The organism is Streptosporangium sp. H16 (assembly GCF_051918855.1).
Lineage (GTDB): Bacteria > Actinomycetota > Actinomycetes > Streptosporangiales > Streptosporangiaceae > Streptosporangium.
In genome coordinates this window covers 171,425-192,314 of the sequence record NZ_JBPXMD010000004.1, presented here as the reverse complement: position 1 = coordinate 192,314, position 20,890 = coordinate 171,425, and the positions used below count along the sequence as shown (strand labels likewise).

Below are 20,890 nucleotides of genomic sequence, written 5' to 3'. Positions count from 1 at the left end.
CTCCCGCGGCCGCCGGGCCGGGAGCCCACCGGCCCCGCGGGGCGGTCGCGAGACGCGGTGCCGCCCGGCGTGTGGCGGCGCGGAGGCCGCGACGTCCCGATCGCCCGCACCATGTCGGGAAGGTGACGTGAAGGCCCCCTCACCGCATAGGCTTAGCCGGATAGGACGAGAGGTGAGAAGGAGGGGGCGCGTGATCGAGATCGAAGGCCTGCCCGAGCTCGTCGACCCGGTGATGATCGCCGCGTTCGAGGGGTGGAACGACGCGGGTGAGGCCTCGAGCGGAGTGATCGCGCACCTCGAGGGCGAGTGGAAGGCGACCCCGCTGGTCTCCCTGGACCCGGAGGAATACTACGACTTCCAGGTGACCCGCCCGATCGTCGAAATGGGTGAGGGGCTGACGCGGTCCATCACCTGGCCGACCACCAAGCTGTCGGTGGCCAGGCCCCCCGGCGTCGACCGCGACGTGGTGCTGCTGCGCGGCATCGAGCCCAACATGCGCTGGCGCGCGTTCTGCGAGGAGATCGTGCTGGTCTGCCGCGAGCTGGGCGTCGAGCTGGCGGTCCTGCTCGGCGCGCTGCTCAACGACTCGCCGCACACCCGCCCGGTGCCGATCGTGGGGTCGGCGACCGACGAGGGCCTGGCCAGGGCGATCAACCTGGAGCTGAGCCGCTACGAGGGGCCGACCGGCATCGTCGGCGTCCTGCAGCACTCCCTGGGCGCCGCAGGACTGCACGCCGTGTCGCTGTGGGCCTCGGTGCCGCACTACGTGGCCCAGCCGCCCAACCCGAAGGCCACCATGGCGCTGCTCAGCCGGATGGAGGACCTGCTCGACATCCCGATGCCGCTGGGCGAGCTGGCCGAGGAGTCCCGGGCCTGGGAGCACGGCGTCGACGAGCTGGCCTCCCAGGACAGCGAGGTCGCCGAGTACGTCAAGGAGCTCGAGGAGCGCAAGGACGCCGCGGAGCTGCCCGAGGCGAGCGGCGACGCCATCGCCGCCGAGTTCGAGCGCTATCTACGCCGGCGCGACCGTGACTCCGACGGCTGAACTCACGGCGTACGGTTACCACCGGACGCTCTTTTTCGCCTAGGTTGAACCCAGGTTGAGCCTGGGGTCGGGCCCGGGTCGACAGGCACTGATCGGGCACGGCCCGCCTCTCCGGAGGCGCGCCGAGCGGAAAACCGGACGTCGGCGACTCCACGGCCAGGAAAAACCCAGGAAGCACACGGCCCGTGGACGCCGGTGAACGACGCGTCACCGTTACGACCATCTGTCCATGTGACTGCGCACGTTAGGGCGACCATGGCGACTCCCTATATCGACCCGTACCAGATCGACTCGTATCAGCAGACCGCCGACCCGCACCGGAACGCGCAGGAGGCGCGGCGCCGCGTCCTCGAGCTGGCCGCGTTCATGAAGCGCGAGGAGGCCGACGACGCCGCGCACCCGCGCTCGCGGGGCACCGCGTCCGGGCACGCCGTCGACATGTTCCTGGCCCTGCTGCAGGACCGGCTCCCGGTCTGGCGGCGCGTCCTCGACGACCTGATGTACCTGGTCGGCAAGGGCCGGGTGAGCGAGAACCTGCTGCCCATCGCGCGAGCGGGCATCGACTACTACTGCGAGGTCCAGGCGGCGGCGCTGCCCGCCTTCACCTCCCCCTCGGTCACCGTCCGCTTCCGCGAGGCGATGCGTGACAGCGACATCGGGCCGATGTCGGAGATCGTGCCGCTCACCGCGTACCTGGCGGCCGAGCAGCGGGCGGGGCGCGTCTCCCCCGGGGTCGTCCCGGTCGCCAGCGCCCGGCTGCTGCTCGCCGGGTGCTTCCGCCACGCCTACTACGAGACGCTTCTCGGCGCCGACGACTTCCTGCCGTCGCGGGACGAGGTCGCCGAGGAGATCGTCCGGGAGCTGAGGCTGGAGCTCCGGCCGGCCTGACCGCCCCCCGCGATCACCGGCGCCGGGCGGGCCACGCCGGGGTCCGGACGCCCCGGTCGAGTCCGGCCGCCACCGGCCCCGGACGGGCCTGGCCGCCGACCGTGGCCGTCGACGCCAGGCGTGCCTGGTCGAACCGGGCCCACACCAGCGCGGCCAGGTCGGCGTCCACCCCGAGGGGGGCGGCGACCAGGTCGGCGCCGGACGCCTCCAGGCGGTCCTGGAAGAAGCCGGGGGCCAGGAGATAGGAGGCCAGCGCGATCCGCGGCGCGGGTCCCGAGCGCAGCCGCTCCAGGGCCTCGGCGACCGACGGGGTGCCCGTCGCGGCGAAGGCCGCGGTGACCGGGCGGGAGAGCCTGACCGACAGCAGCCGGGCCGCCGCCCGCACGTCGGCCAGCGCGGCCGGATCGGACGAGCCCGCCGCTCCCAGGATCACCGAGTCGGCGCCCCTCAGCCCCGCGGCGGAAAGCCGCCTGGCAAGGACGGCGGTGAGCAGCGCGTGCGGTCCCAGCGGGGCCGCCAGCACGGCGTCCGGCCTGGCCTCGGCGATCACGGAGGGCAGGTCGATGTGGACGTGGTAGCCGCCCGCCAGCAGCAGCGGGACCACCACGACGGGTCCGGGGAGGCCTGGCAGCACGTCGGCCAGCAGCGGCGAGCTGATCTCCAGGAACGCCTGCTCCACCCGCGTCCCCCGGCGGCCCCCGCGCACCAGGTCCCGCAGTCCGGCCAGGGTCTCCTCGCCCCTCGCGCTGCGCGTCCCGTGCCCGGCCAGAACCAGCGTCGTCACAGGCCTTCGCCCCGGTCGCAGGCCAGGCGGTAGCCGCGCTTGACGACCGTCTCGACGATCCCCGCGGGACCGAGGGCACGGCGCAGGCGGGTGATGGCCATCTCGACCGCGTGCTCGGCCGAGTCGCGCGACGGGCCGCCGGGGAGCACGGTCCGCAGGTCGGAGCGGGCCACCACGTGTCCCGGCTTGTCGGCCAGGCGCTTGAGGACCGCCATCGGCGCCGGCGGCAGCGGCTTCAGCTCGCCGTCCACCGCGACGGCATGGCCGCGGATCTCCAGCCGGTGGCCGCCCGCGACCAGGCGGGTGACGCTGTGCTCGGGCAGGTGCCTGGCGAGGGTACGGGCCAGCGTGCCCAGGCGGGAGCGCTCGGGCTGCACGGTGGGCACCCCGCGCGCCTCCAGTGGCGCGGCGGTGACCGGTCCCACGCAGGCGGCGACGACCGGCCCGGCGAAGGCCGAGACCAGCGCGTCCTCCAGGCCGTCCGCGCGGGCGGAGTTGAGCATGGCCAGCACGGCCGGGGCACTGGTGAAGGCGACCGCGTCCACGCCGCCGGAGATCGCCTGGCTGACCAGGCGCCGCAGCGGCGACACGTCGCGGTAGGGCAGCCACCGGTAGACCGGCACCTCGATGACCTCCGCGCCCGCCTCGCGCAGCGCGGCCACGAAACCGGTCAGCGGCTCTCCGTGCAGCTGCACGGCGATGCGGCGCCCGCGCAGGTCCTGGGCGAGCAGGTGCTGCTTGACCTCCTCGCACGACTCCGTGGGCGGGGTCCAGTGGTCGATCAGGCCCGCCGCCCTGACCGCGCCGCGCGCCTTGGGCCCGCGGGTCAGCAGCCGGGCGGCGGTCAGGTGCTCGGCGAGGTCGCCGGAGAGCCCCCAGCCCTCGGCCGCCGCCATCCAGCCGCGGAAACCGACGCCGGTGGTGACCACCACATCGTCGATCGGGGCGGCCAGGCTGGCGCGGGTCGCGGCCAGCAGGTCGGCGTCCTCCGCCAGGGGCACCAGCCGGATCGCCGGGGCGCGCACCACCCTGGCGCCCCTGCGTTCCAGCAGCGCGCAGAACTCCTCGCGCCGCCGGGTGGCGGTGACCCCGATCGTGAACCCGGCCAGCGCGTCGGGCGCGGTCTCGGGAGAGCCGATGGGACCGTCCAGAACGGCGATGCTCATCTGTCGTTCACCACTCCTCGCTCGATGTTTCCTCGGTATCCGGGGTGTCCGGCCGCCCGCGGCCCCACCCCGTGCCCACCCGTGCTCACCCGGGGCCCACCTCCACCGTTCCGCCCGTGAGGCGGACCGGGTAGGTCGGCACGGCCACCGCGGGATCGTCCAGGCACACCCCCGTCACGAGGGAGAACACCTGCTTGTGCATCGGGGAGGCCACCACGGGCTCGCCCGCCCTGGTGCCCACGATCCCCCGGGACATGACGTGGGCACCGCTGAACGGGTCGCGGTTGCCGATCGCGAACAGGGAACCGTCGAAGGCGCGGAACAGCGCGATCTGCCTGCCGTCGACGAGCGCGCACGCTCCGCGCTCGGGCAGCAGATCGGCGTAGGAACAGACCGCTGTCCAGGCGGTCGTCTCCAGGTCTTCTCTCAGCGCGGTCATCGGTGAAGGCCTCCTCTCTTCGGGTTCTCAGGTCCTCGGGTTCTCAGGTCCTCGGGGGTGCGACGGTGGCGATCCGGCACGGCCGGCGCGGGACACGATCGGGCCGGATCAGGAACGGACCACCTCCAGCGGGATCAGGACCGGTTTCACCTGGTCGCGCTCGGGCTCGAAGGCGATCGACGGGTCCGGGGTCCCGGGGGCGTTGACGAAGGAGACGAAGCGCCGCAGCTTCTCCGGGTCCTCGATCGCGGCCCGCCACTCGTCGCTGTAACCGGCCACGTGCCGCTCCATCTGGGCCTCCAGGTCGGCGCAGATCCCCAGGGAGTCGTCCAGCACGACCTCCTTGACGTAGGCCAGGCCCTGGGCCTCCAGCCAGGCGGAGGTGCGCTGCAGGCGGTCGGCGGTACGGACGTAGAACATCAGGAACCGGTCGATGACGCGGACCAGTTCCTCGGTGCTCAGGTCGGAGGCGAACAGGTCGGCGTGGCGCGGGGTGAAACCGCCGTTGCCTCCCACGTAGAGGTTCCAGCCCTGCTCGGTGGCGATGACGCCGAAGTCCTTGCCGCGGGCCTCGGCGCACTCGCGGGCGCAGCCGGAGACGGCCGACTTCAGCTTGTGCGGCGAGCGCAGGCCCCGGTAGCGCAGCTCCAACGCGATGGCCAGGCCGACGGCGTCCTGCACCCCGTACCGGCACCAGGTCGAGCCCACGCAGGACTTCACCGTGCGCAGCGCCTTGCCGTACGCCTGCCCGGACTCGAAGCCCGCGTCCACCAGCCGCTTCCAGATCAGCGGGAGCTGCTCCACCCGGGCCCCGAACAGGTCGATCCGCTGCGCGCCGGTGATCTTGGTGTAGAGGCCGAAGTCGCGGGCCACCTCGCCGATCACGATGAGCTTTTCCGGGGTGATCTCCCCGCCGGGGATGCGCGGCACCACCGAGTAGGTGCCGTTGCGCTGGATGTTGGCCAGGAAGTGGTCGTTGGTGTCCTGCAGGGCGGCCTGCTCGCCGTCGAGGATGTGGCCGTTGCCGAGCGAGGCGAGGATCGAGGCGACGACGGGCTTGCACACGTCGCAGCCGCGCCCGGTGCCGTGCTCGGCGATGATCTGCGAGAACGTGGTGAGGCCGCGCACCCGGACGATGTCGAAAAGCTCCGCCCGGCTCTGCGCGAAGTGCTCGCACAGGGCCTTGGAGACCTCGACGCCCGAGGAGACGAGGATCTGCTTGAGCGTCGGGACGCAGCTGCCGCAGGTGGTGCCCGCGCGGGTGCACGCCTTGATGCCGGGGACGTCGGTGAGGCCGTGCTCGGCGATGGCCGCGCACACCTGGCCCTTGGTGACGTTGTTGCATGAGCAGACCTGCGCGTCGTCGGGGAGATCCGTGCTCGCCGGCCCGCCGGTGAACAACAGCTCGCTCGGCGAACCCGGCAGGTCGCGGCCGACGAAGGGCTTGAGGGTGTTGTACGGGGTGGCGTCGCCGACGCAGATCCCGCCGAGCAGGGTGCGGGCGTCGTCGCTGACGAACAGCTTCTGGTAGACCCCGCCCACCGGGTCCATGAAGGTCACGTCCAGCGCGCCCTCCATCGCACCGAACTGGGCGACCTCCACGCCGAGCAGCTTGAGCTTGGTCGACAGGTCGGCGCGGGTGAAGACCGCCTCGCCGCCGAGGATGCGGTCGGCGGCGACCTCGGCCATCGTGAAGCACGGCCCCACCAGCCCGTAGACCATGCCCTCGTGCAGGGCGCACTCGCCGATCGCGTAGATCGCCGGGTCACTCGTGCGCATCCCGTCGTCCACGGCGATCCCGCCGCGCCCGCCGACCTCGAGACCGGCCTGCCTGGCCAGCTCGTCGCGGGGCCTGACGCCCGCGGAGAAGACCACGATCTGTGCCTCGACGGTCTCGCCGTCCGGCTTGACCAGGCCCGCCACCCGCCCGTCCGGGCCCGCGACGATCTCCTTGGCCCCCGCCTCGGTGTGCACGTTCAGGCCGAGCGCCTCCACGTGGCCGCGCAGGACGGCGCCGCCGCCCTCGTCGACCTGCCGGGGCATGAGCCAGCCGCCCATCTCCACGACGTGCGTCGCCAGCCCCAGGCCGCGCAGCGCGTCGGCGGCCTCCAGCCCCAGCAGCCCGCCGCCGATCACGACGCCGCTCGTGGCGTCCGAGGCGGCCGCCCTGATCGCGTCGAGGTCGTCGATCGTGCGGTAGACGAAGCAGCCCTCCAGCTCCCTGCCCGGCACCGGCGGCACGAACGGGCTGGAGCCGGTGGCCAGCACCAGCACGTCGTACGGCTCGCGGTGGCCGTCGGCGGTGACGGCCTCGCGCGCCCGCCTGTCGATCTCCACGACCCTGGACGACAGGCGCAGCACGACCCCGTCCGGCGTCGGATACGTGAGGTCCTCGACGCTCCTGCCCGCCAGGTAGGAGGTGAGCGCCACCCGGTCGTACGCCGGCCGGGGCTCCTCCCCCAGCACCGTGATCCTCCCCGCGAAGCCCTTGGCGACCAGCGCCTCGACCAGCCGATGCGATGTCGGTCCGTGTCCTACCACGACGAGCCGTGACATGGGTTGCTCTTCCCCTCTCGTCCGCTCCGCCCCAGCCTTCACAGGCGTCTGGGGGGGAAGTGAGACCGGCATGGATCCGATGGTGCTTTCAGGCGGTTTCACCCTGGGGTCTCCCCTGTTACCGATGTGCTACAAGCCGCTAACCGCGTTCACATTCACGATGAGGCGGGTGTGAGTTGTCCGTCGGCCGGGCCGGTTCCGGATGTGAGCCGAACGGGCGCCAGGCACGCCGGGGTCACACGCGCGCCGCCGCCAGGCTCGGCACGGATCCCGCGGTCCGCAGGTAGCAGGCCCAGGTGATGGCCGCGCACACCAGGTAGAAGGCGGCGAAGGAGGCCAGGGCGGCGCCCGCTCCCCCGGTCGCGGCGATGGAGCTGCCGAACCCGCGGTTGATGAAGAACCCGCCGAAGGCGCCGATCGCGGAGATGATCCCGATCGCGGCGGAGGCGTCCCGCTTCCCGACGGCCACGGCGGCCTCGTGGGCGTCCGTACCGGGGGCGATGCCCGCCACGGCCTTCGCCCGGAAGATCGCCGGGATCATCCGGTAGGTGGAGCCGTTGCCGATGCCGGTGGTGGCGACCAGGAGCATGTAGGCGCAGAAGAACAGCACGAAGGCGTGCTGGGACAGGCCTTGCCAGACCAGCGCCGCCGCGCCCGCCATCGCGGCGAAGTTGACGAGCGTCACCCGCGCCCCGCCGAGCCGGTCCGACAGCCAGCCCCCGACCGGGCGGATCAGCGAGCCGAGCAGCGGGCCGATGAAGGCCAGCGCCACCAGGGAGGCGTGCTCGGGGAACTGGCTCTTGATGAGCAGCGGGAACGCGGTGGAGTATCCGATGAAGGAGCCGAAGGTGCCGATGTACAGGACCGACATGATCCAGGTCTGGGCCCGGCCGGCGACCTTCAGCTGGTCGGCGGGACTGGCCTTGGCGGAGGTCAGGTTGTCCATGAAGAAGTAGGCGCCGATCGCGGCGGCCAGGATGAACGGGATCCAGAACAGCCCGGCGGCGGCCAGGCCGAACGCCCCGATCACCAGGGGCATGACGAGCTGCACGGAGCTGACCCCGATGTTGCCGCCGGCCGCGTTGAGCCCGAGCGCCGACCCCTGCCTGTCCTGGGGGTAGAAGTAGGTGATGTTGGCCATGCTGGAGGCGAAGTTGCCACCGCCCAGGCCCGCCGTGGCCGCGATGACCAGGAAGACCCAGTAGGGGGTGGCCGGGTTGCCGACCGCGATGGCCAGCAGCACCGCGGGCACGAGCAGGAGCAGGGCGCTGACCACGGTGAAGTTCCGGCCGCCGAATCTGGCCGGGGCGAAGGTGTACGGGATGCGCAGCGCCGAGCCGATCAGGTTGGGCAGGGCGACGATCCAGAAGAGCTGGTCGGTGGAGAACTCGTAGGAGCCGAGCTGCACGGCCACGATGCTCCACACGGTCCACAGCGTGAATCCGAGGTGCTCGGCGAAGATGGAGAAGATCAGGTTCCTGCGGGCCACCTTCCTGCCGTGCCCCTGCCAGAAGTCGGGGTCGTCGGGCCGCCAGTCGCTGATCCAGGGCTTGGCCATCTTTCCTCCTGCGGTTTCGGGCGGGCTTCGATCCCGAAATCTAAGAGGACGGCATTACGCACATTTACTATCTGTGATGGTGCGCCGGTTACGTGTGACTAACCATGGAAATACGCAATGCACACGTCGCACAGCGGCAACATTCCGGAAACACGAGGGGTGAAGAGGTAACGGTTGAGTCAGCGCGACAATGGGAATCGTCTCCGGTGCCCATTCGTTCGCTTCGGGGAGTGCGCGTGGCCGTCCAGCCGATCCGACCGTTCACCGATCCCGTGCTTCGCACGGTGTCCGAGCCGGTGACCACCTTCGACCGCGCGCTGCGCGCCCTGGTCAAATCGCTCCAGGCCACGATGCGGGCCGGGAGGGGCCGCGCGGGACTGGCCGCGCCGCAGATCGGCGTCCCTTTGAGGGTCGTCGTCTACGAGCTGGACGGCAAGTCCGGTCACCTGGTCAACCCGCGTCTGGAGCTGTCCGAACGGAAGATCGTGGCCGACGAGGCCTGCCTGTCCGCGCCCGGCCGCTGGTGGCCGCTGGAACGCTCCTACATGGTCACCGCCCGTGGTCGCGACATGTTCGGCAAGCCCGCCACCGTCCGCGCCCTGGGCGTGCTCGCCCGCGTCCTGCAACACGAGGCCGACCACCTCGACGGCACCCTCTTCGTCGACCACCTCCCCGAGGAGGAGCGCGAGCGATTCCTCGCGTCGATCCCGTGACTTGCGCATCGCGGAGGCATCGGATAGCATCGTCTGGTTGCAGTCGTAGTTCTCAGCTTAGCCTTATCATCTCAAGTGCTTATGAGAAGTCCGCCGACAGCGGACGTTACACAGTTTCTCCGGATGGTTTCCGCGGGTGCATGGTAGGGTCCGCAACGCAGCCCCGTGCCGCCGACCTGGTGGTTCGGTGAGGCTCCCAATGAGGAGAAGTAGTTTTGTCTGAGGGCACCGTTAAGTGGTTCAACGCCGAAAAGGGCTTCGGATTCATCGCACCGGATGACGGCACCGCCGATGTCTTCGTGCACTACTCGGCTATCAACTCCGGCGGCTACCGCAGCCTGGAGGAGAACCAGCGTGTCAGCTTCGTCACCACGCAGGGCCAGAAGGGCCCGCAGGCCGACCAGGTTCAGGTCATCTGACCTGGTTTGACCTCAAAGGCTTCAGGCTGAGCCCGCACCGCGCAAGCGGTGCGGGCTCAGTCGTCTCTCAGGGCCGTTTCCCGCGCCCGGCTCTCAGGGCCGTTTCCCGCTTCCGGCGGCGCCCCCGGAAGCGGGCGCCGCCGCGCTCCAGGGGGCGGTGCCGCCCGGAGCCCAGAACCCTAGAGCGCGACCCCGAGCAGCGCGTCCACGGTCTCCCTGACGAGGACCGGCGCGTCCGGGTCGCTGCCCCCTTCGGACAGGGCTCGCTCGGCCCAGTCGTCGACGACCGTGAGGGCCCCGGGGGCGTCCAGGTCGTCGGCCATCCGGGCGCGCACCCTTTCGAGCACGACACCGGCGTCGGGGCCGGTCTGCAGCCCCGCCGCCGAACGCCAGCGCGCCAGCCGTACCTCCGCCGAGCCCAGCTGCTCGGAGGTCCACTCCCAGTCGGAGCGGTAGTGGTGCGCCAGCAGGGCGAGCCGGATGACCATCGGGTCGGTCTCCTTGCGCAGGCGGGAGACGAAGACCAAGTTGCCCTTCGACTTGGACATCTTCTCGCCGTCCAGGGCGACCATGCCCGTGTGCACGTAGGCCTTCGCGAAGGGCCACTCCCCGCACGCCACGTGGCCCTCGTGGGCGCCGCACTCGTGGTGGGGGAAGATCAGGTCGGAGCCCCCGCCTGCGACGTCGAAACCGCTGGACAGGTTCGCCAGGGCGATCGCGGTGCACTCGATGTGCCAGCCGGGCCGGCCCCGGCCGAACGGCGAGGGCCAGGAGGGCTCCCCCGGGCGCTCCGCGCGCCAGAGCAGCCAGTCGAGCGGGTGCTTCTTGCCCGGCCGGTCCGGATCTCCCCCGCGCTCGCCGAACAGGGCGAGCATGCGCTCCTCCGAGTAACCGGAGACGGCCCCGAACTTGGGGGCCGCGGCCACGTCGAAGTAGACGTCGCCGTCGAGGACGTAGGTGGCACCCTTGTCGCGCAGCGACACGATCAGGTCGGCGACCTGGTCGATCGCCTCGGTCACGGCGACGTAGTCACGCGGCGGCAGGATGCGCAGCGCCTCCATGTCGGTCCGGAACAGCTCGATCTCACGCTCGGCCAGGTCGCGCCAGTCGACGCCGGTCTGCCCGGCACGTTCCAGCAGGGGGTCGTCGACGTCCGTGGCGTTCTGGGTGAAGTGCACCTCGTGACCGGCGTCGCGCCAGGCCCGGTTGACCAGGTCGAAGGCGAGGTAGGTGTTGGCGTGGCCCAGATGGGTGGCGTCGTAGGGTGTGATGCCGCAGACGTACATCCGCGCCGTGCGGCCCGGCCGGGTGGGGCCGACCTCTCGCGCGGCGGTGTCGAACAGCCGCAGCGGGACACCGGCACCGGGAAGCCGAGGAACCTTCGGCTCAGACCACGATCTCATAAAATGAAGCCTATCCAGCGGTTAGACCACCCCGATCGGCTCGGGATGGTGGATGTACGGGCACTCACCTCAACTCCGGGAGCCGACCGGATCATTCCGGGCGGACCTCGCGGAAGGCGCCCGGATCACGAGGGTCGGCGGTGAAGTCGTAGCGGACGCCGCCGGGCGCCAGGGCCAGCAGGGTGACGGAGCCGGAGCCGAAGGTCCGCCCGTCGGGCAGCTCGTGATGGACGATCATCGTGCGGGGGTCCTCGGAGGGAATCCCCGCCCCGGTGGCGAGCTCCCGCCATTCCTCCCAGGGGCCGTCGAGCTCCGAGGGGCGGCCCGCCTTGGCGAACAGGGGGCGGAAGAACGCCACCCGCTCGTTCTCCGCACCGCGCTCCCAGCCGCTGTTGACGATCATGTGGGTTCCCGGGGGAAGGTCGTCCCGCTCCAGGGTGATCCCGTCCCAGTGCCACAGGCGGGCCCCGGCGGGATCGGCCCGCAGCAGGTGGAAGGGGTCGTAGTGCCCGAGGTCGCCCTCCACGGGCCCGCCTCCGGCCGCCGCCAGGAGCGGCAGGTCGCCCCGCGAGCGGCGGGCCTCCTCGGGGGCGAGCACGCCGAGGCCGTTGAGGAGGGCTCCGACCCGCCTGGCCTCGGGGTCGACGGCCAGCCAGGTGCCGCCTCCCCTGAGGTCACGCCCGCCGATCAGGCCGGGCCCGCTCTCCGGCCAGTGCCGGGCCGGGGGGACCCAGGGGCGGTCGGTGAACTCGTCGCGCACCCCGACCACGATCAGGGGGATCTCGGCGCTCGGATCGATGCTGACGACAACCGTGCACATGCCCGGAGGCTACGCCCCCGCGGGAGGCGGGCGCGGACCGGGGCCCCCGTCGGCAGGAAGGCCGAGGTCACCGAAGCCACCGAAGCCACCGAAGCCACGGCGAGGACACCCCCGGCTCGCCGGTCCCGCTCCCCGCGGGACGCCCGGGGTGGGAGACCACCGCGCGAGGGCCTCAGATCGGCGGCCAGGGGATGGCGGGCCAGTCCTTGGAGGGAAGGGGGTGCAGGCCGGTGTCGAGCAGCCTGCGGACCCGCGACCAGGTGGCCTCGACCTCGTGAAGGGTGAGGAGCTCGCGGAGGCGGCGGCCGAGGCGGCCCTGCTCCAGGTCGGTCTCGAGGCGGGTCAGGACGTTCATGGCCTCGCGGGACAGCGGCTTGCCTCGCCACTGCCACAGCACGGTGCGGAGCTTGTCCTCGGCCGAGAAGGAGACCCCGTGGTCGACGCCGTAGACGTGGCCGTCGGCGAGCGGCAGCAGGTGACCGCCCTTGCGGTCGGCGTTGTTGACGATGGCGTCGAAGACGGCCATCCGCCGCAGCGAGGGCTGGCGGCTGCGGATCAGCACCATCAGGTCGGTCTCGGGGTCGGTGTCGATCCACAGCTGGCACATTCCCGGGCCGAAGGGGCCGTCGCGGTAGACGGTGGGCGGCACGATCCGCCAGCCGATCGCCGCGGAGACCTCGTAGGCGGCGACCTCGCGGGCCGCCAGGGTGCCGTCGGGGAAGTCCCACAGGGGGCGTTCGCCCCGTACCGGCTTGTACACGCAGGCCGCCGTGAGCCCGCCGAGCCGTACCGAGCAGTAGAGCGTCATGTTGGTCGCCTCGACCAGGCGGCCCGCCACGTCCAGTTGGCCGTCACGGAGCAGACGCGTCGCGGTCTCGTCGTCCAGCCCCGCGGCCGGCGCCGCACTCAGCGTCGGCTCGCTCTCAGCACTCATTCGCCTCCTCCAGCAGATGAAGCGCTACTACCCCGGTAACCGTTGAGCCGCACACAAATATGCCCCTCGGGATCGAGAGGCTGGGCGCAGAGCGGGCAGGGCGGGCGGCCGGCCGCGACGAGCGCCATGGCCCGCTTGGTGAAGGCCCTCGCGGCGCCGGCACTGATGTGCACGCGCAGCACCGTGGGCTCGACGAGCGGGGACGGCTCGAACTCCTCGTCCTCGGCGACGGCCTCCTTGGCCTCGATGACCACCTGCGCGGCCTCGGGGTCCCAGGCCAGGGCCATGACGCCGACGCGGAAGTCCTCGCTGATCGGCACGTCGAGGGGGGCGTTGTCCGCCAGCGCGGCCGGGGCGACGGCGGGCACGGGAACGTTGCCCTCACCGCGTCGCAACACCTCGTCGAGCAGCTCGTCGAGGCGGTCGGCCAGCGCCGCGACCTGGAACTTCTCCAGGGCCACGGTGGTCAGCCTGCCCTGGCCCCGCGCCTGCAGGAAGAAGGTTCGTGATCCCGGTTGCCCCACGGCACCGGCCACGAACCTCTCGGGTGGATCGTAGTCGAAGACCGGCATAGCCCGACCTTACGTGGTTCCGGATCCGCCGCCGACTGCGGCATCGCTCCCGGTGGGATTTTCTCCCCCGTCCTCGCCCTCCGAACCCTCCCTGGGGCGCAATCCGGCCACATCTCCGCCCAGGTCGTTGAGCCTGAGCACGAAGGGACGCAAGGGGGTGTAGCGAATGGCGGTGAGCGACGCCGGATCAGCCGTTATCCGCTGGAACTGGTCCAGGTGGAGTCCCATGGCGTCGGCCACGATGGCCTTGATCACATCTCCGTGGCTGCAGACGAGATAGACCGCCTTCGGGCCCAGTCGCTCGTTCCACTCCCTGACGGCCGTCACGGCGCGGTGCTGTACGGCGGACAGGGATTCTCCCCCGGGGAACGTCACCGCGCTCGGGTGGGCCTGCACGACCGGCCAGAGAGGGTCCTTGGCGAGCTCGGCGATCGGGCGGCCCGTCCAGTCGCCGTAGCGGCACTCGCCGAAGCGCTCGTCGGTCAGCACCTCCGCCTCCCGCCGCCCCGCGGCGACCGCCTGCGCGGTCTCCTGGCAGCGTTCCAGCGGGCTGGAGACGATCGCGTCGAGTTCCAGGGTGGTCAGCCGCGCGGCGAGCGCCTCCGCCTGGGCCCGTCCCGCGTCACTGAGGTGCACCTCCGGGGTCCAGCCCGCGAGGACCGGACCGGTGAGGTGGGTAAGGCCGTGTCTGGCCAGCAACAAGGTCGTCACGCGGGCAAGTCTTGCAGCCTTCGCTCCACTACTTTTAAGTGGCCGGGCGGTAACCTGGCCGGATCATGGAGCAGCGCTATGTGGGCCGGAGCGGCTTGTCGGTGTCCCGCCTGGGACTGGGGACGATGACATGGGGACGTGACACCGGCGCCGAGGAGGCCGCGGCGCAGCTCCGCACGTTCGCCGAGGCCGGCGGCACGCTCATCGACACCGCCGACGTCTACACCGGCGGCGACGCCGAACGGCTGCTCGGGCGGCTGCTGCGCGACTCCGTGCCGCGTTCGGAGCTGGTGCTGTCCACCAAGGCCGTGCTCACCCCTGCCGGGCGCAGGCCCCGCGACGCCTCCAGGAAACACCTGGTCGCCGCGATCGACGCCTCCCTGACCCGCCTGGGCGTCAACGAGGTCGACCTGTGGCAGTTGCACGCCTTCGACCCCGACGTCCCGCTGGAGGAGACCCTGGCCGCCGTGGACGCCATCGTGTCCTCGGGGCGGGCCGCGTACGCCGGGGTGTGCGACTACGCGGGCTGGCAGCTGGCGACCGCGGCCGTGGGGCAGCGGGCGGTCCCCGGCAGGGTGCCGATCGTCGCGGCCCAGGTCGAGTACTCGCTCCTGGCCAGGGAGGCCGAGCGCGAGCTGATCCCGGCCGCCGAGCACGTCGGCGCGGGAGTGCTCGCCTGGTCGCCGCTCGGGCGCGGGGTCCTCACCGGGAAGTACCGGACGGGCATCCCCGCGGACTCCCGGGCCGCTACCCCGCACTTCGCCGACTTCGTCACCCCCTACCTCGACGAGCGGTGCCGCCGGGTCGTGGAGTCGGTGACGACCGCCGCCGAGGGACTCGGCGTCTCACCGCTGTCGGTGGCCCTGTCGTGGGTACGCGACCAGCCGGGGGTGGCCTCCGCCATCGTCGGCGCCCGCACCCACGCGCAGCTGTCCGGGGTGCTCCAGGCCGAGGACCTGGCGCTGCCCGTGGAGATCAGGGAGGCGCTCGACGACGTGTCCGCGGACTGAGGCGCGGCACCGGAGAGGCTCCGGTGCGGACGGGCCTCCCAGGAATCTCCCAGGAAGGACGGCCTCCCGGGGAAAAGAGCCGGCGTGCCAGGAGAACGAACGAGAAACCGAACGAGAATTCGTCTCACGTATCACTAGTCGATACCGAATGACGACTTTCCGTGGAAAAAACGGGCCTCCCTACAAAACTGTCAAACAGGTGGCAGGGGGACACCTGGACGTCGGCGAGATTCATGGCCGACGTCCGGCCGGGGCGAAGGAGACGAGTGCGAACTGCGATGGCGGCAGGCGTTCTGGCGCTGGCGCTGGGGGGTGGAATCCCGGCGGTCGCCGTCGTGCCCGTGAGCGCCGCCCGGGCGAGTGCCGTCGCACGGCTGGACGACTGCGATCACGAAGGGCTGCTGGGCACGGTGACGGGCCGGGTCTGCCAGGCCGTGGAGGGCGTCGTGGACGGCCTCACGGAGGGCATCTCCCCGCTCGCCCCCTCACCGGCGCCCTCCGGCGGGGACGACAACGCCGGGAACAACGCCGGGAACAACCCCGAGAACGGCAGAGGGAACAACGCCGAGAACGGCAGAGGGAACAACGCCGAGAACGGCAGAGGGAACAACGCCGAGACGCCCGCCGGCGCCGAGGCGGAGACCCCGGCACCGGCCCCCTCGTCGGACAAGAGGCCGTCCACCGCGAAGGAGGAGGAGAAATCCTCCGGCGGCACGCAGGCGCCCCGGACTCAGGCCCCCGCCGACGCCTGCGGGACCGCGGCCTCCGCCAAGTGCGCGGACTCGCCGGTGGCCCCCCTCATCGAGGAGCCGCGGGAGCCCGGGACCTCCGAGACGCCTTGGCCCAGGGCGTCGCCGAGCCCCAGCCCGTCGGCGACCCCCTCGGCGAGCCCCTCACGGGACCAGGACGCCGCCCCGGCCAGGAAGAGCCCGGTTCCGGTGCCGACCGACCGGCCACCGTTCCCCCAGACGCCGCTCCCGGACGCCAGGACGCTCACGACCGAGGTGGGCGAGCCGGTGGCCCCCAGGCCGTCACCCGTGGTCGACGCCGAGGCGCCCCGGGTGGAGTTGCTGTGGCCCGCCCCGCTGATGCAGGAGCTCCAGCGGCAGATGCCGGACGAGCACCCGGTGACCCCCAGCCGGTCGTCCGACACGGCGAGCACCGTGCTCACCACGACGGTGCTCGTCTCGGCCATCCTCGCGGTCCGCCTGCTCTACAGCAGGCGGAGGGTCAGGGAGTCGATACCGTTCGAGCCGGCTCCGCCGGGACACCACCGGGTGGCCTGACCGCCCCGGCCCGCGGTTCCGGCCCGGCCGCTTCACGGCCGCCGCGGCCTCGCCGCCCCGGTACGACACCGGCCCGGCCGATCACCGCCCGCCGGGCCGGGAACTGCTCAGGCTCCGATGGCGTGGACGCCGCCGTCGACGTGGACGATCTCGCCGGTCGTGGCGGGGAACCAGTCGGACAGCAGGGCGACACACGCCTTGGCCGCCGGGATCGGGTCGTTGATGTCCCAGCCGATCGGGGCCTTGGCGGGCCAGCTCTCCTCGAACTCGACGAAGCCGGGGATGCTCCTGGCGGCCATGGTCCTGATCGGGCCCGCGGCGACGAGGTTGACCCGGATGCCGTGCTTGCCGAGATCGCGGGCCAGGTAGCGGGAGCAGGACTCCAGGCCGGCCTTGGCCACGCCCATCCAGTCGTACACCGGCCAGGCCTTCGTGGCGTCGAAGTCGAGGCCGACGATCGCGCCGCCCTCCTTCATGAGCGGGAGCGCGGCCACCGCGAGCGACTTGAACGAGTACGTGGAGACCTGGACGGCGGTCGCCACGTCCTCCCAGGAGGTGTTCAGGAAGTTGCCGCCCAGGGCGGTCTGCGGCGCGAAGCCGATGGCGTGCACCACCCCGTCCAGGCCGCCGAGGTGCTCGCCGACCCGGTCGGCCAGGGAGTCGAGGTGCTCGGTGTTGGTCACGTCGAGCTCCAGCACGGGGGGCGGCTCCGGCAGGCGCTTGGCGATGCGCTCGACCAGGCTGAGCCGGCCGAATCCGGTGAGCACGATCTGCGCGCCCTCCTCCTGGGCCAGTTTGGCCACCGAGAAGGCGATGGAGGCGTCGGTGAGCACCCCGGTGACGAGGAGCCGCTTGCCTTCGAGGATTCCCACGTCAGTGCCCCATTCCAAGGCCGCCATCGACGGGGATGACGGCCCCCGTGATGTAGGCGGCGTCCTCGCCGGCCAGGAACCTGACCACGCGCGCGATCTCCTCCGGGGCGGCGTAGCGGCCCAGGGGGATGTTCTTCCGGATCTGCTCCTGGTACGCCTCGTCCAGCTCGGCCGTCATCTCGGTCTCCACGAAGCCGGGGGCGACCACGTTGACGGTGATGTTGCGCGAGCCCAGCTCCCTGGCGGCCGACCGGGCGAAGCCGATCATGCCGGCCTTGGAGGCGGCGTAGTTGGTCTGCCCGGCCGAGCCGAGCATGGCGACCACCGAGGAGATCAGCACGATGCGACCGCGCTTGAGCCGCAGCATGCCGCGGGTGGCGCGCTTGGCGACCCGGTAGGCGCCGGTCAGGTTGGCGTCGATGACGTCGGTGAAGGTCTCCTCCTTCATCATCGGCAGCAGCGTGTCCCTGGTGATGCCGGCATTGGCGACGAGCACCTCGACCGGGCCGAACTCGGCCTCGACCTTCGCGAAGGCGGCGTCCACGTCGGCCGTGCTGGTCACATCGCAGCGCACGCCGAACAGGCCCTCTGGGGGCTGGCCGGAACGGTAGGTGACGGCGACGTCGTCGCCTGCCTGAGCGAGTTCGCGGGCGATCGCGAGGCCGATGCCGCGATTGCCGCCGGTTACGAGAACAGATCGAGCCATGGTCAGACGGTATCGGCTACCGGGGGGTAACCACCTTGTCCGGGAGGGACAAGATCACAGGGCTAGGATCGTTGACATGCGCCAGATCGACTCCGACTTCCTCGCCCTGCCTCTGCGCCGGCTGGCGGACGCGGCCCTGCAGCGCGCCCGTGACCTGGGCGCCGAGCACGCCGACTTCCGGCTGGAGCGCATCCGCGGGGAGACCCTGCGTCTCTCCGACGCCGCGTTGGAAGGTTCCATCGACGCCGACACCCTCGGTTACGCCGTACGGGTCGTCAAGGACGGCACCTGGGGTTTCGCGGCGGGCATCGAGCTCACCCCCGAGGCGGCCGTCAGGGTCGCCGAGCAGGCGGTGGAGGTGGCGGTCGTCTCCGCGGCGGTCAACCGCGAGCCCGTCGAGCTGGCCCCCGAGGCGGTGCACTCCGACGTCACCTGGATCTCCTCCTACGAGGTCGACCCGTTCGAGGTGCCGATGCGCGACAAGGCGGCGCTGCTCGCCGACTGGTCGGGCGACCTGCTGAGGGATCCCGGGGTGGACCACGTCCAGGCGTCGCTGATGCAGGTCAAGGAGCAGAAGTTCTACGCCGACACGGCCGGGACCACCACCACGCAGCAGCGGGTGCGCGTCCATCCCCGGCTGAACGCGACGAGGGTGCTGGACGGCCGCTTCGACTCGATGCGGACGCTCGCCCCGCCCGTCGGCCGGGGGTACGAATACCTCACCGGCACCGGCTGGGACTTCCCCAAGGAGCTGGCGCGCATCCCCGAGCTGCTGGAGGAGAAGCTCCGGGCCCCCTCCGTCGAGGCGGGGCTGTACGACCTGGTGGTCGACCCGTCGAACCTGTGGCTGACGATCCACGAGTCGATCGGGCACGCCACCGAGCTCGACCGCGCCCTCGGCTACGAGGCGGCGTACGCCGGGACGAGTTTCGCCACCTTCGACCAGCTCGGCAAGCTGGTGTACGGCTCGCAGGCGATGAACGTGACCGGTGACCGCACCGTCGAGCACGGCCTGTCCACGATCGGCTACGACGACGAGGGGGTGGCGACCAGGGAGTTCGACATCGTCTCCGACGGCGTCCTGGTCGGCTACCAGCTCGACCGGCGGATGGCGCTGCTGAAGGGCCTGGGCGCCTCCAACGGCTGCGCCTTCGCCGACTCCCCCGGCCACACCCCGATCCAGCGGATGGCCAACGTGTCGCTGCGCCCGGCGCCCGACGGCCCCACCACCGAGGAGCTGATCTCCGGCGTCGACCGGGGCATCTACGTGGTCGGCGACAAGAGCTGGTCCATCGACATGCAGAGGTACAACTTCCAGTTCACCGGTGAGCGGTTCTATCTGATCGAGAACGGCAGGCTCACCGGGCAGCTGCGCGACGTCGCCTACCAGGCCACGACGACCGACTTCTGGCGGTCGATGGCGGCGGTCGGCGGGCCGCAGACGTACGTGCTGGGCGGGGCGTTCAACTGCGGCAAGGGGCAGCCGGGCCAGGTCGCGCCGGTCAGCCATGGCTGCCCGTCGGCGCTCTTCCGCGGCGTGCGCATCCTCAACACGGTCCAGGAGAGTGGCAGTTGAGCACGCGGGGTGAGCGGACGGAAGAAGGCGCCGGACAGGCGGTCCGGCGGGAGAGGAACGGGATGACCCCCCAAGAGATGATCGAGAAGGTCCTCGACCTCTCCACGGCCGACGACAACGTCGTGATCGTGGACGAGACCTCGAGCGCCAACCTGCGTTTCGCGGGCAACACCCTCACCACCAACGGCGTATCCCGTTCCGCGCAGCTGACCGTGATCTCCATCGTGGGCCGCGGCGTGGGCGTGGTGTCGCGGGCGGCGGTCCGCCCTGACCAGCTCGACGACGTCGTGGCCGCCGCCGACCACGCCGCCGAGGACGCGCGGCCGTCCGAGGACGCCCGGCCGCTGCTGGAGGGCACCCGCTCGGGCGACTGGGACGCCCTCGCGGAGACGACCTCGATCGGGGTGTTCGGCGCCTTCGCCCCCGCCCTGGGCGAGACCTTCGCCACGGCCGAGGCCGGCGGGCGCAGGCTGTACGGGTTCGCCGAGCACACCGTCACGACGACCTTCGTGGGCACCTCGACCGGCACCCGGCTGCGGCACACCCAGCCCACCGGCCGCCTGGAGCTGAACGCCAAGTCGCCCGACATGAGGCGCTCGGCGTGGACCGGCGTGTCCACCCGGGACTTCTCCGACGTCGACGTGGCGGCCCTGGACGCCTCGCTGGCCCGGCGCCTGGAGTGGGCGAGGAACCGCGTCGAGCTGCCCGCGGGCCGGTACGAGACGCTTCTGCCGCCGACGGCCGTGGCCGACCTGATGACGTACCTGTACTGGACGGCCGGAGCGCGCGACGCCCTGGAGGGACGCACGGTCTTCTCCAGGCCCGGTGGCGGCACCCGCGTCGGCGACGTCCTGTCCGAGCTGCCGGTCCGCCTGTACGGCGACCCCTCGGCGCCGGGCGTCGAGTGCCCTCCGTTCGTGGTGGCGCACGCCTCCGGCCGGGAGAACTCGGTGTTCGACAACGGGCTGCCGATTGAGCCCACCGACTGGATCTCCGGCGGCAGGCTGGCCAACCTGCTGCAGACCCGGCACTCGGCCGAGCTGACCGGCCTGCCGGTGACCCCGGCCGTCGACAACCTGATCATGCGGGGGCCCGAGGGCGGGCGGTCGCTGGAGGAGATGATCGCCTCCACCGAGCGCGGCCTGCTGCTCACCTGCCTGTGGTACATCCGCGAGGTCGACCCGCAGACGCTGCTGCTGACCGGGCTGACCCGCGACGGCGTCTACCTGGTGGAGAACGGCGAGGTCGTGGGCGAGGTGAACAACTTCCGCTTCAACGAGAGCCCGGTGGACCTGCTGCGCCGCCTCACCGAGATCGGCGCCTCCGAGCAGACCCTGCCGCGCGAGTGGAGCGACTACTTCAACCGCGCGATCATGCCCCCGATCCGGGTGCCCGACTTCAACATGTCGACGGTGAGCCAGGCCAGCTAGGC

Annotated in this window: 20 protein-coding genes; 8 read left to right on the top strand and 12 right to left on the bottom strand. The window is 71.7% G+C overall.

The features are described from left to right. Window positions 1–190: 190 nt before the first annotated feature. The gene (locus tag ACTOQ2_RS08950) at window positions 191–1,045 is read left to right on the top strand and encodes a PAC2 family protein (RefSeq protein ID WP_440099204.1); all 855 of its coding nucleotides are present in this window, start codon (window positions 191–193) and stop codon (window positions 1,043–1,045) included. Window positions 1,046–1,276: 231 nt separating this feature from the next. After that, window positions 1,277–1,933, top strand: coding sequence for a hypothetical protein (locus ACTOQ2_RS08945; RefSeq protein ID WP_440099203.1), 657 nt, complete (start codon window positions 1,277–1,279; stop codon window positions 1,931–1,933). Between the two features lie 13 nt (window positions 1,934–1,946). Here the strand turns inward: ACTOQ2_RS08945 and ACTOQ2_RS08940 are convergent, their stop codons facing one another. From ACTOQ2_RS08940 to ACTOQ2_RS08920, 5 genes are all read right to left on the bottom strand, one after another. After that, the gene (locus ACTOQ2_RS08940) at window positions 1,947–2,717 is read right to left on the bottom strand and encodes a sirohydrochlorin chelatase (protein WP_440099202.1); all 771 of its coding nucleotides are present in this window, start codon (window positions 2,715–2,717) and stop codon (window positions 1,947–1,949) included. Next, window positions 2,714–3,883: a uroporphyrinogen-III synthase gene (locus tag ACTOQ2_RS08935; RefSeq protein ID WP_440099201.1), complete on the bottom strand. Its 1,170-nt coding sequence runs from the start codon at window positions 3,881–3,883 to the stop codon at window positions 2,714–2,716. Before ACTOQ2_RS08935 ends, ACTOQ2_RS08940 begins: the two co-directional genes overlap by 4 nt. Window positions 3,884–3,968: 85 nt before the next feature. Then, window positions 3,969–4,322, bottom strand: coding sequence for a nitrite reductase small subunit NirD (nirD, locus tag ACTOQ2_RS08930; protein WP_440099200.1), 354 nt, complete (start codon window positions 4,320–4,322; stop codon window positions 3,969–3,971). 108 nt (window positions 4,323–4,430) lie between these two features. After that, window positions 4,431–6,878: a nitrite reductase large subunit NirB gene (nirB, locus tag ACTOQ2_RS08925; protein WP_440099199.1), complete on the bottom strand. Its 2,448-nt coding sequence runs from the start codon at window positions 6,876–6,878 to the stop codon at window positions 4,431–4,433. A 235-nt stretch (window positions 6,879–7,113) separates the two neighbouring features. After that, window positions 7,114–8,436 carry an MFS transporter gene (locus ACTOQ2_RS08920; RefSeq protein WP_440066118.1) on the bottom strand — a complete coding sequence of 441 codons (1,323 nt, stop codon included), beginning with the start codon at window positions 8,434–8,436 and terminating at the stop codon, window positions 7,114–7,116. 236 nt (window positions 8,437–8,672) lie between these two features. Between ACTOQ2_RS08920 and def the strand changes: the two genes are divergently transcribed. Both def and ACTOQ2_RS08910 read left to right on the top strand, forming a co-directional pair. Continuing rightward, window positions 8,673–9,149 (top strand): peptide deformylase, encoded by a 477-nt coding sequence (def, locus tag ACTOQ2_RS08915; RefSeq protein WP_440099198.1) that lies wholly within the window; start codon window positions 8,673–8,675, stop codon window positions 9,147–9,149. A gap of 215 nt (window positions 9,150–9,364) precedes the next feature. Continuing rightward, window positions 9,365–9,568 (top strand): cold-shock protein, encoded by a 204-nt coding sequence (locus ACTOQ2_RS08910; protein WP_344903117.1) that lies wholly within the window; start codon window positions 9,365–9,367, stop codon window positions 9,566–9,568. 179 nt (window positions 9,569–9,747) lie between these two features. On the opposite strand, the gene mshC is transcribed toward ACTOQ2_RS08910, so the two are convergent. The 5 genes from mshC to ACTOQ2_RS08885 form a co-directional block, all read right to left on the bottom strand. Next, window positions 9,748–10,971: a cysteine--1-D-myo-inosityl 2-amino-2-deoxy-alpha-D-glucopyranoside ligase gene (mshC, locus tag ACTOQ2_RS08905; protein WP_440099197.1), complete on the bottom strand. Its 1,224-nt coding sequence runs from the start codon at window positions 10,969–10,971 to the stop codon at window positions 9,748–9,750. Between the two features lie 91 nt (window positions 10,972–11,062). Beyond that, window positions 11,063–11,791 (bottom strand): NRDE family protein, encoded by a 729-nt coding sequence (locus tag ACTOQ2_RS08900; protein ID WP_440099196.1) that lies wholly within the window; start codon window positions 11,789–11,791, stop codon window positions 11,063–11,065. A gap of 172 nt (window positions 11,792–11,963) precedes the next feature. After that, window positions 11,964–12,725, bottom strand: coding sequence for an SCO1664 family protein (locus ACTOQ2_RS08895; RefSeq protein WP_440099195.1), 762 nt, complete (start codon window positions 12,723–12,725; stop codon window positions 11,964–11,966). Then, window positions 12,722–13,297 carry a DUF3090 domain-containing protein gene (locus ACTOQ2_RS08890; RefSeq protein WP_362685999.1) on the bottom strand — a complete coding sequence of 192 codons (576 nt, stop codon included), beginning with the start codon at window positions 13,295–13,297 and terminating at the stop codon, window positions 12,722–12,724. Before ACTOQ2_RS08890 ends, ACTOQ2_RS08895 begins: the two co-directional genes overlap by 4 nt. A gap of 9 nt (window positions 13,298–13,306) precedes the next feature. Then, on the bottom strand, window positions 13,307–14,008 hold the full coding sequence (locus ACTOQ2_RS08885) for a histidine phosphatase family protein (protein ID WP_440099194.1): 702 nt from the start codon (window positions 14,006–14,008) through the stop codon (window positions 13,307–13,309). Window positions 14,009–14,073: 65 nt separating this feature from the next. On the opposite strand from ACTOQ2_RS08885, the gene ACTOQ2_RS08880 reads away from it, so the two are divergent. Together ACTOQ2_RS08880 and ACTOQ2_RS08875 are read left to right on the top strand one after the other, a co-directional pair. Then, the gene (locus ACTOQ2_RS08880; RefSeq protein WP_440066112.1) at window positions 14,074–15,018 is read left to right on the top strand and encodes an aldo/keto reductase; all 945 of its coding nucleotides are present in this window, start codon (window positions 14,074–14,076) and stop codon (window positions 15,016–15,018) included. Window positions 15,019–15,284: 266 nt separating this feature from the next. Next, window positions 15,285–16,304, top strand: a complete 1,020-nt coding sequence (locus ACTOQ2_RS08875; protein WP_440099193.1) for a hypothetical protein — start codon at window positions 15,285–15,287, stop codon at window positions 16,302–16,304. Window positions 16,305–16,411: 107 nt separating this feature from the next. Here ACTOQ2_RS08875 and fabI read toward each other — a convergent pair whose 3' ends face one another. Both fabI and ACTOQ2_RS08865 read right to left on the bottom strand, forming a co-directional pair. Further along, window positions 16,412–17,176 (bottom strand): enoyl-ACP reductase FabI, encoded by a 765-nt coding sequence (fabI, locus tag ACTOQ2_RS08870; protein ID WP_362685989.1) that lies wholly within the window; start codon window positions 17,174–17,176, stop codon window positions 16,412–16,414. A 1-nt stretch (window position 17,177) separates the two neighbouring features. After that, on the bottom strand, window positions 17,178–17,882 hold the full coding sequence (locus ACTOQ2_RS08865; RefSeq protein WP_440066110.1) for a beta-ketoacyl-ACP reductase: 705 nt from the start codon (window positions 17,880–17,882) through the stop codon (window positions 17,178–17,180). A gap of 76 nt (window positions 17,883–17,958) precedes the next feature. On the opposite strand from ACTOQ2_RS08865, the gene ACTOQ2_RS08860 reads away from it, so the two are divergent. Both ACTOQ2_RS08860 and ACTOQ2_RS08855 read left to right on the top strand, forming a co-directional pair. After that, window positions 17,959–19,458: a TldD/PmbA family protein gene (locus tag ACTOQ2_RS08860; protein WP_440099192.1), complete on the top strand. Its 1,500-nt coding sequence runs from the start codon at window positions 17,959–17,961 to the stop codon at window positions 19,456–19,458. A gap of 62 nt (window positions 19,459–19,520) precedes the next feature. Then, window positions 19,521–20,888: a metallopeptidase TldD-related protein gene (locus ACTOQ2_RS08855; protein ID WP_440099191.1), complete on the top strand. Its 1,368-nt coding sequence runs from the start codon at window positions 19,521–19,523 to the stop codon at window positions 20,886–20,888. Window positions 20,889–20,890 lie beyond the last annotated feature (2 nt).

Excerpts from the sequence above, each read along its gene's own strand:
- ACTOQ2_RS08935 (WP_440099201.1), bottom strand. The coding sequence starts at position 3,883 with ATGAGCATCGCCGTTCTGGACGGTCCCATCGGCTCTCCCGAGACCGCG.
- nirD (WP_440099200.1), bottom strand. The coding sequence starts at position 4,322 with ATGACCGCGCTGAGAGAAGACCTGGAGACGACCGCCTGGACAGCGGTC.
- nirB (WP_440099199.1), bottom strand. The coding sequence starts at position 6,878 with ATGTCACGGCTCGTCGTGGTAGGACACGGACCGACATCGCATCGGCTG.
- ACTOQ2_RS08920 (WP_440066118.1), bottom strand. The coding sequence starts at position 8,436 with ATGGCCAAGCCCTGGATCAGCGACTGGCGGCCCGACGACCCCGACTTC.
- mshC (WP_440099197.1), bottom strand. The coding sequence starts at position 10,971 with ATGAGATCGTGGTCTGAGCCGAAGGTTCCTCGGCTTCCCGGTGCCGGT.
- ACTOQ2_RS08900 (WP_440099196.1), bottom strand. The coding sequence starts at position 11,791 with ATGTGCACGGTTGTCGTCAGCATCGATCCGAGCGCCGAGATCCCCCTG.
- ACTOQ2_RS08895 (WP_440099195.1), bottom strand. The coding sequence starts at position 12,725 with ATGAGTGCTGAGAGCGAGCCGACGCTGAGTGCGGCGCCGGCCGCGGGG.
- ACTOQ2_RS08890 (WP_362685999.1), bottom strand. The coding sequence starts at position 13,297 with ATGCCGGTCTTCGACTACGATCCACCCGAGAGGTTCGTGGCCGGTGCC.
- ACTOQ2_RS08880 (WP_440066112.1), top strand. The coding sequence starts at position 14,074 with ATGGAGCAGCGCTATGTGGGCCGGAGCGGCTTGTCGGTGTCCCGCCTG.
- ACTOQ2_RS08865 (WP_440066110.1), bottom strand. The coding sequence starts at position 17,882 with ATGGCTCGATCTGTTCTCGTAACCGGCGGCAATCGCGGCATCGGCCTC.
- ACTOQ2_RS08860 (WP_440099192.1), top strand. The coding sequence starts at position 17,959 with ATGCGCCAGATCGACTCCGACTTCCTCGCCCTGCCTCTGCGCCGGCTG.
- ACTOQ2_RS08855 (WP_440099191.1), top strand. The coding sequence starts at position 19,521 with ATGACCCCCCAAGAGATGATCGAGAAGGTCCTCGACCTCTCCACGGCC.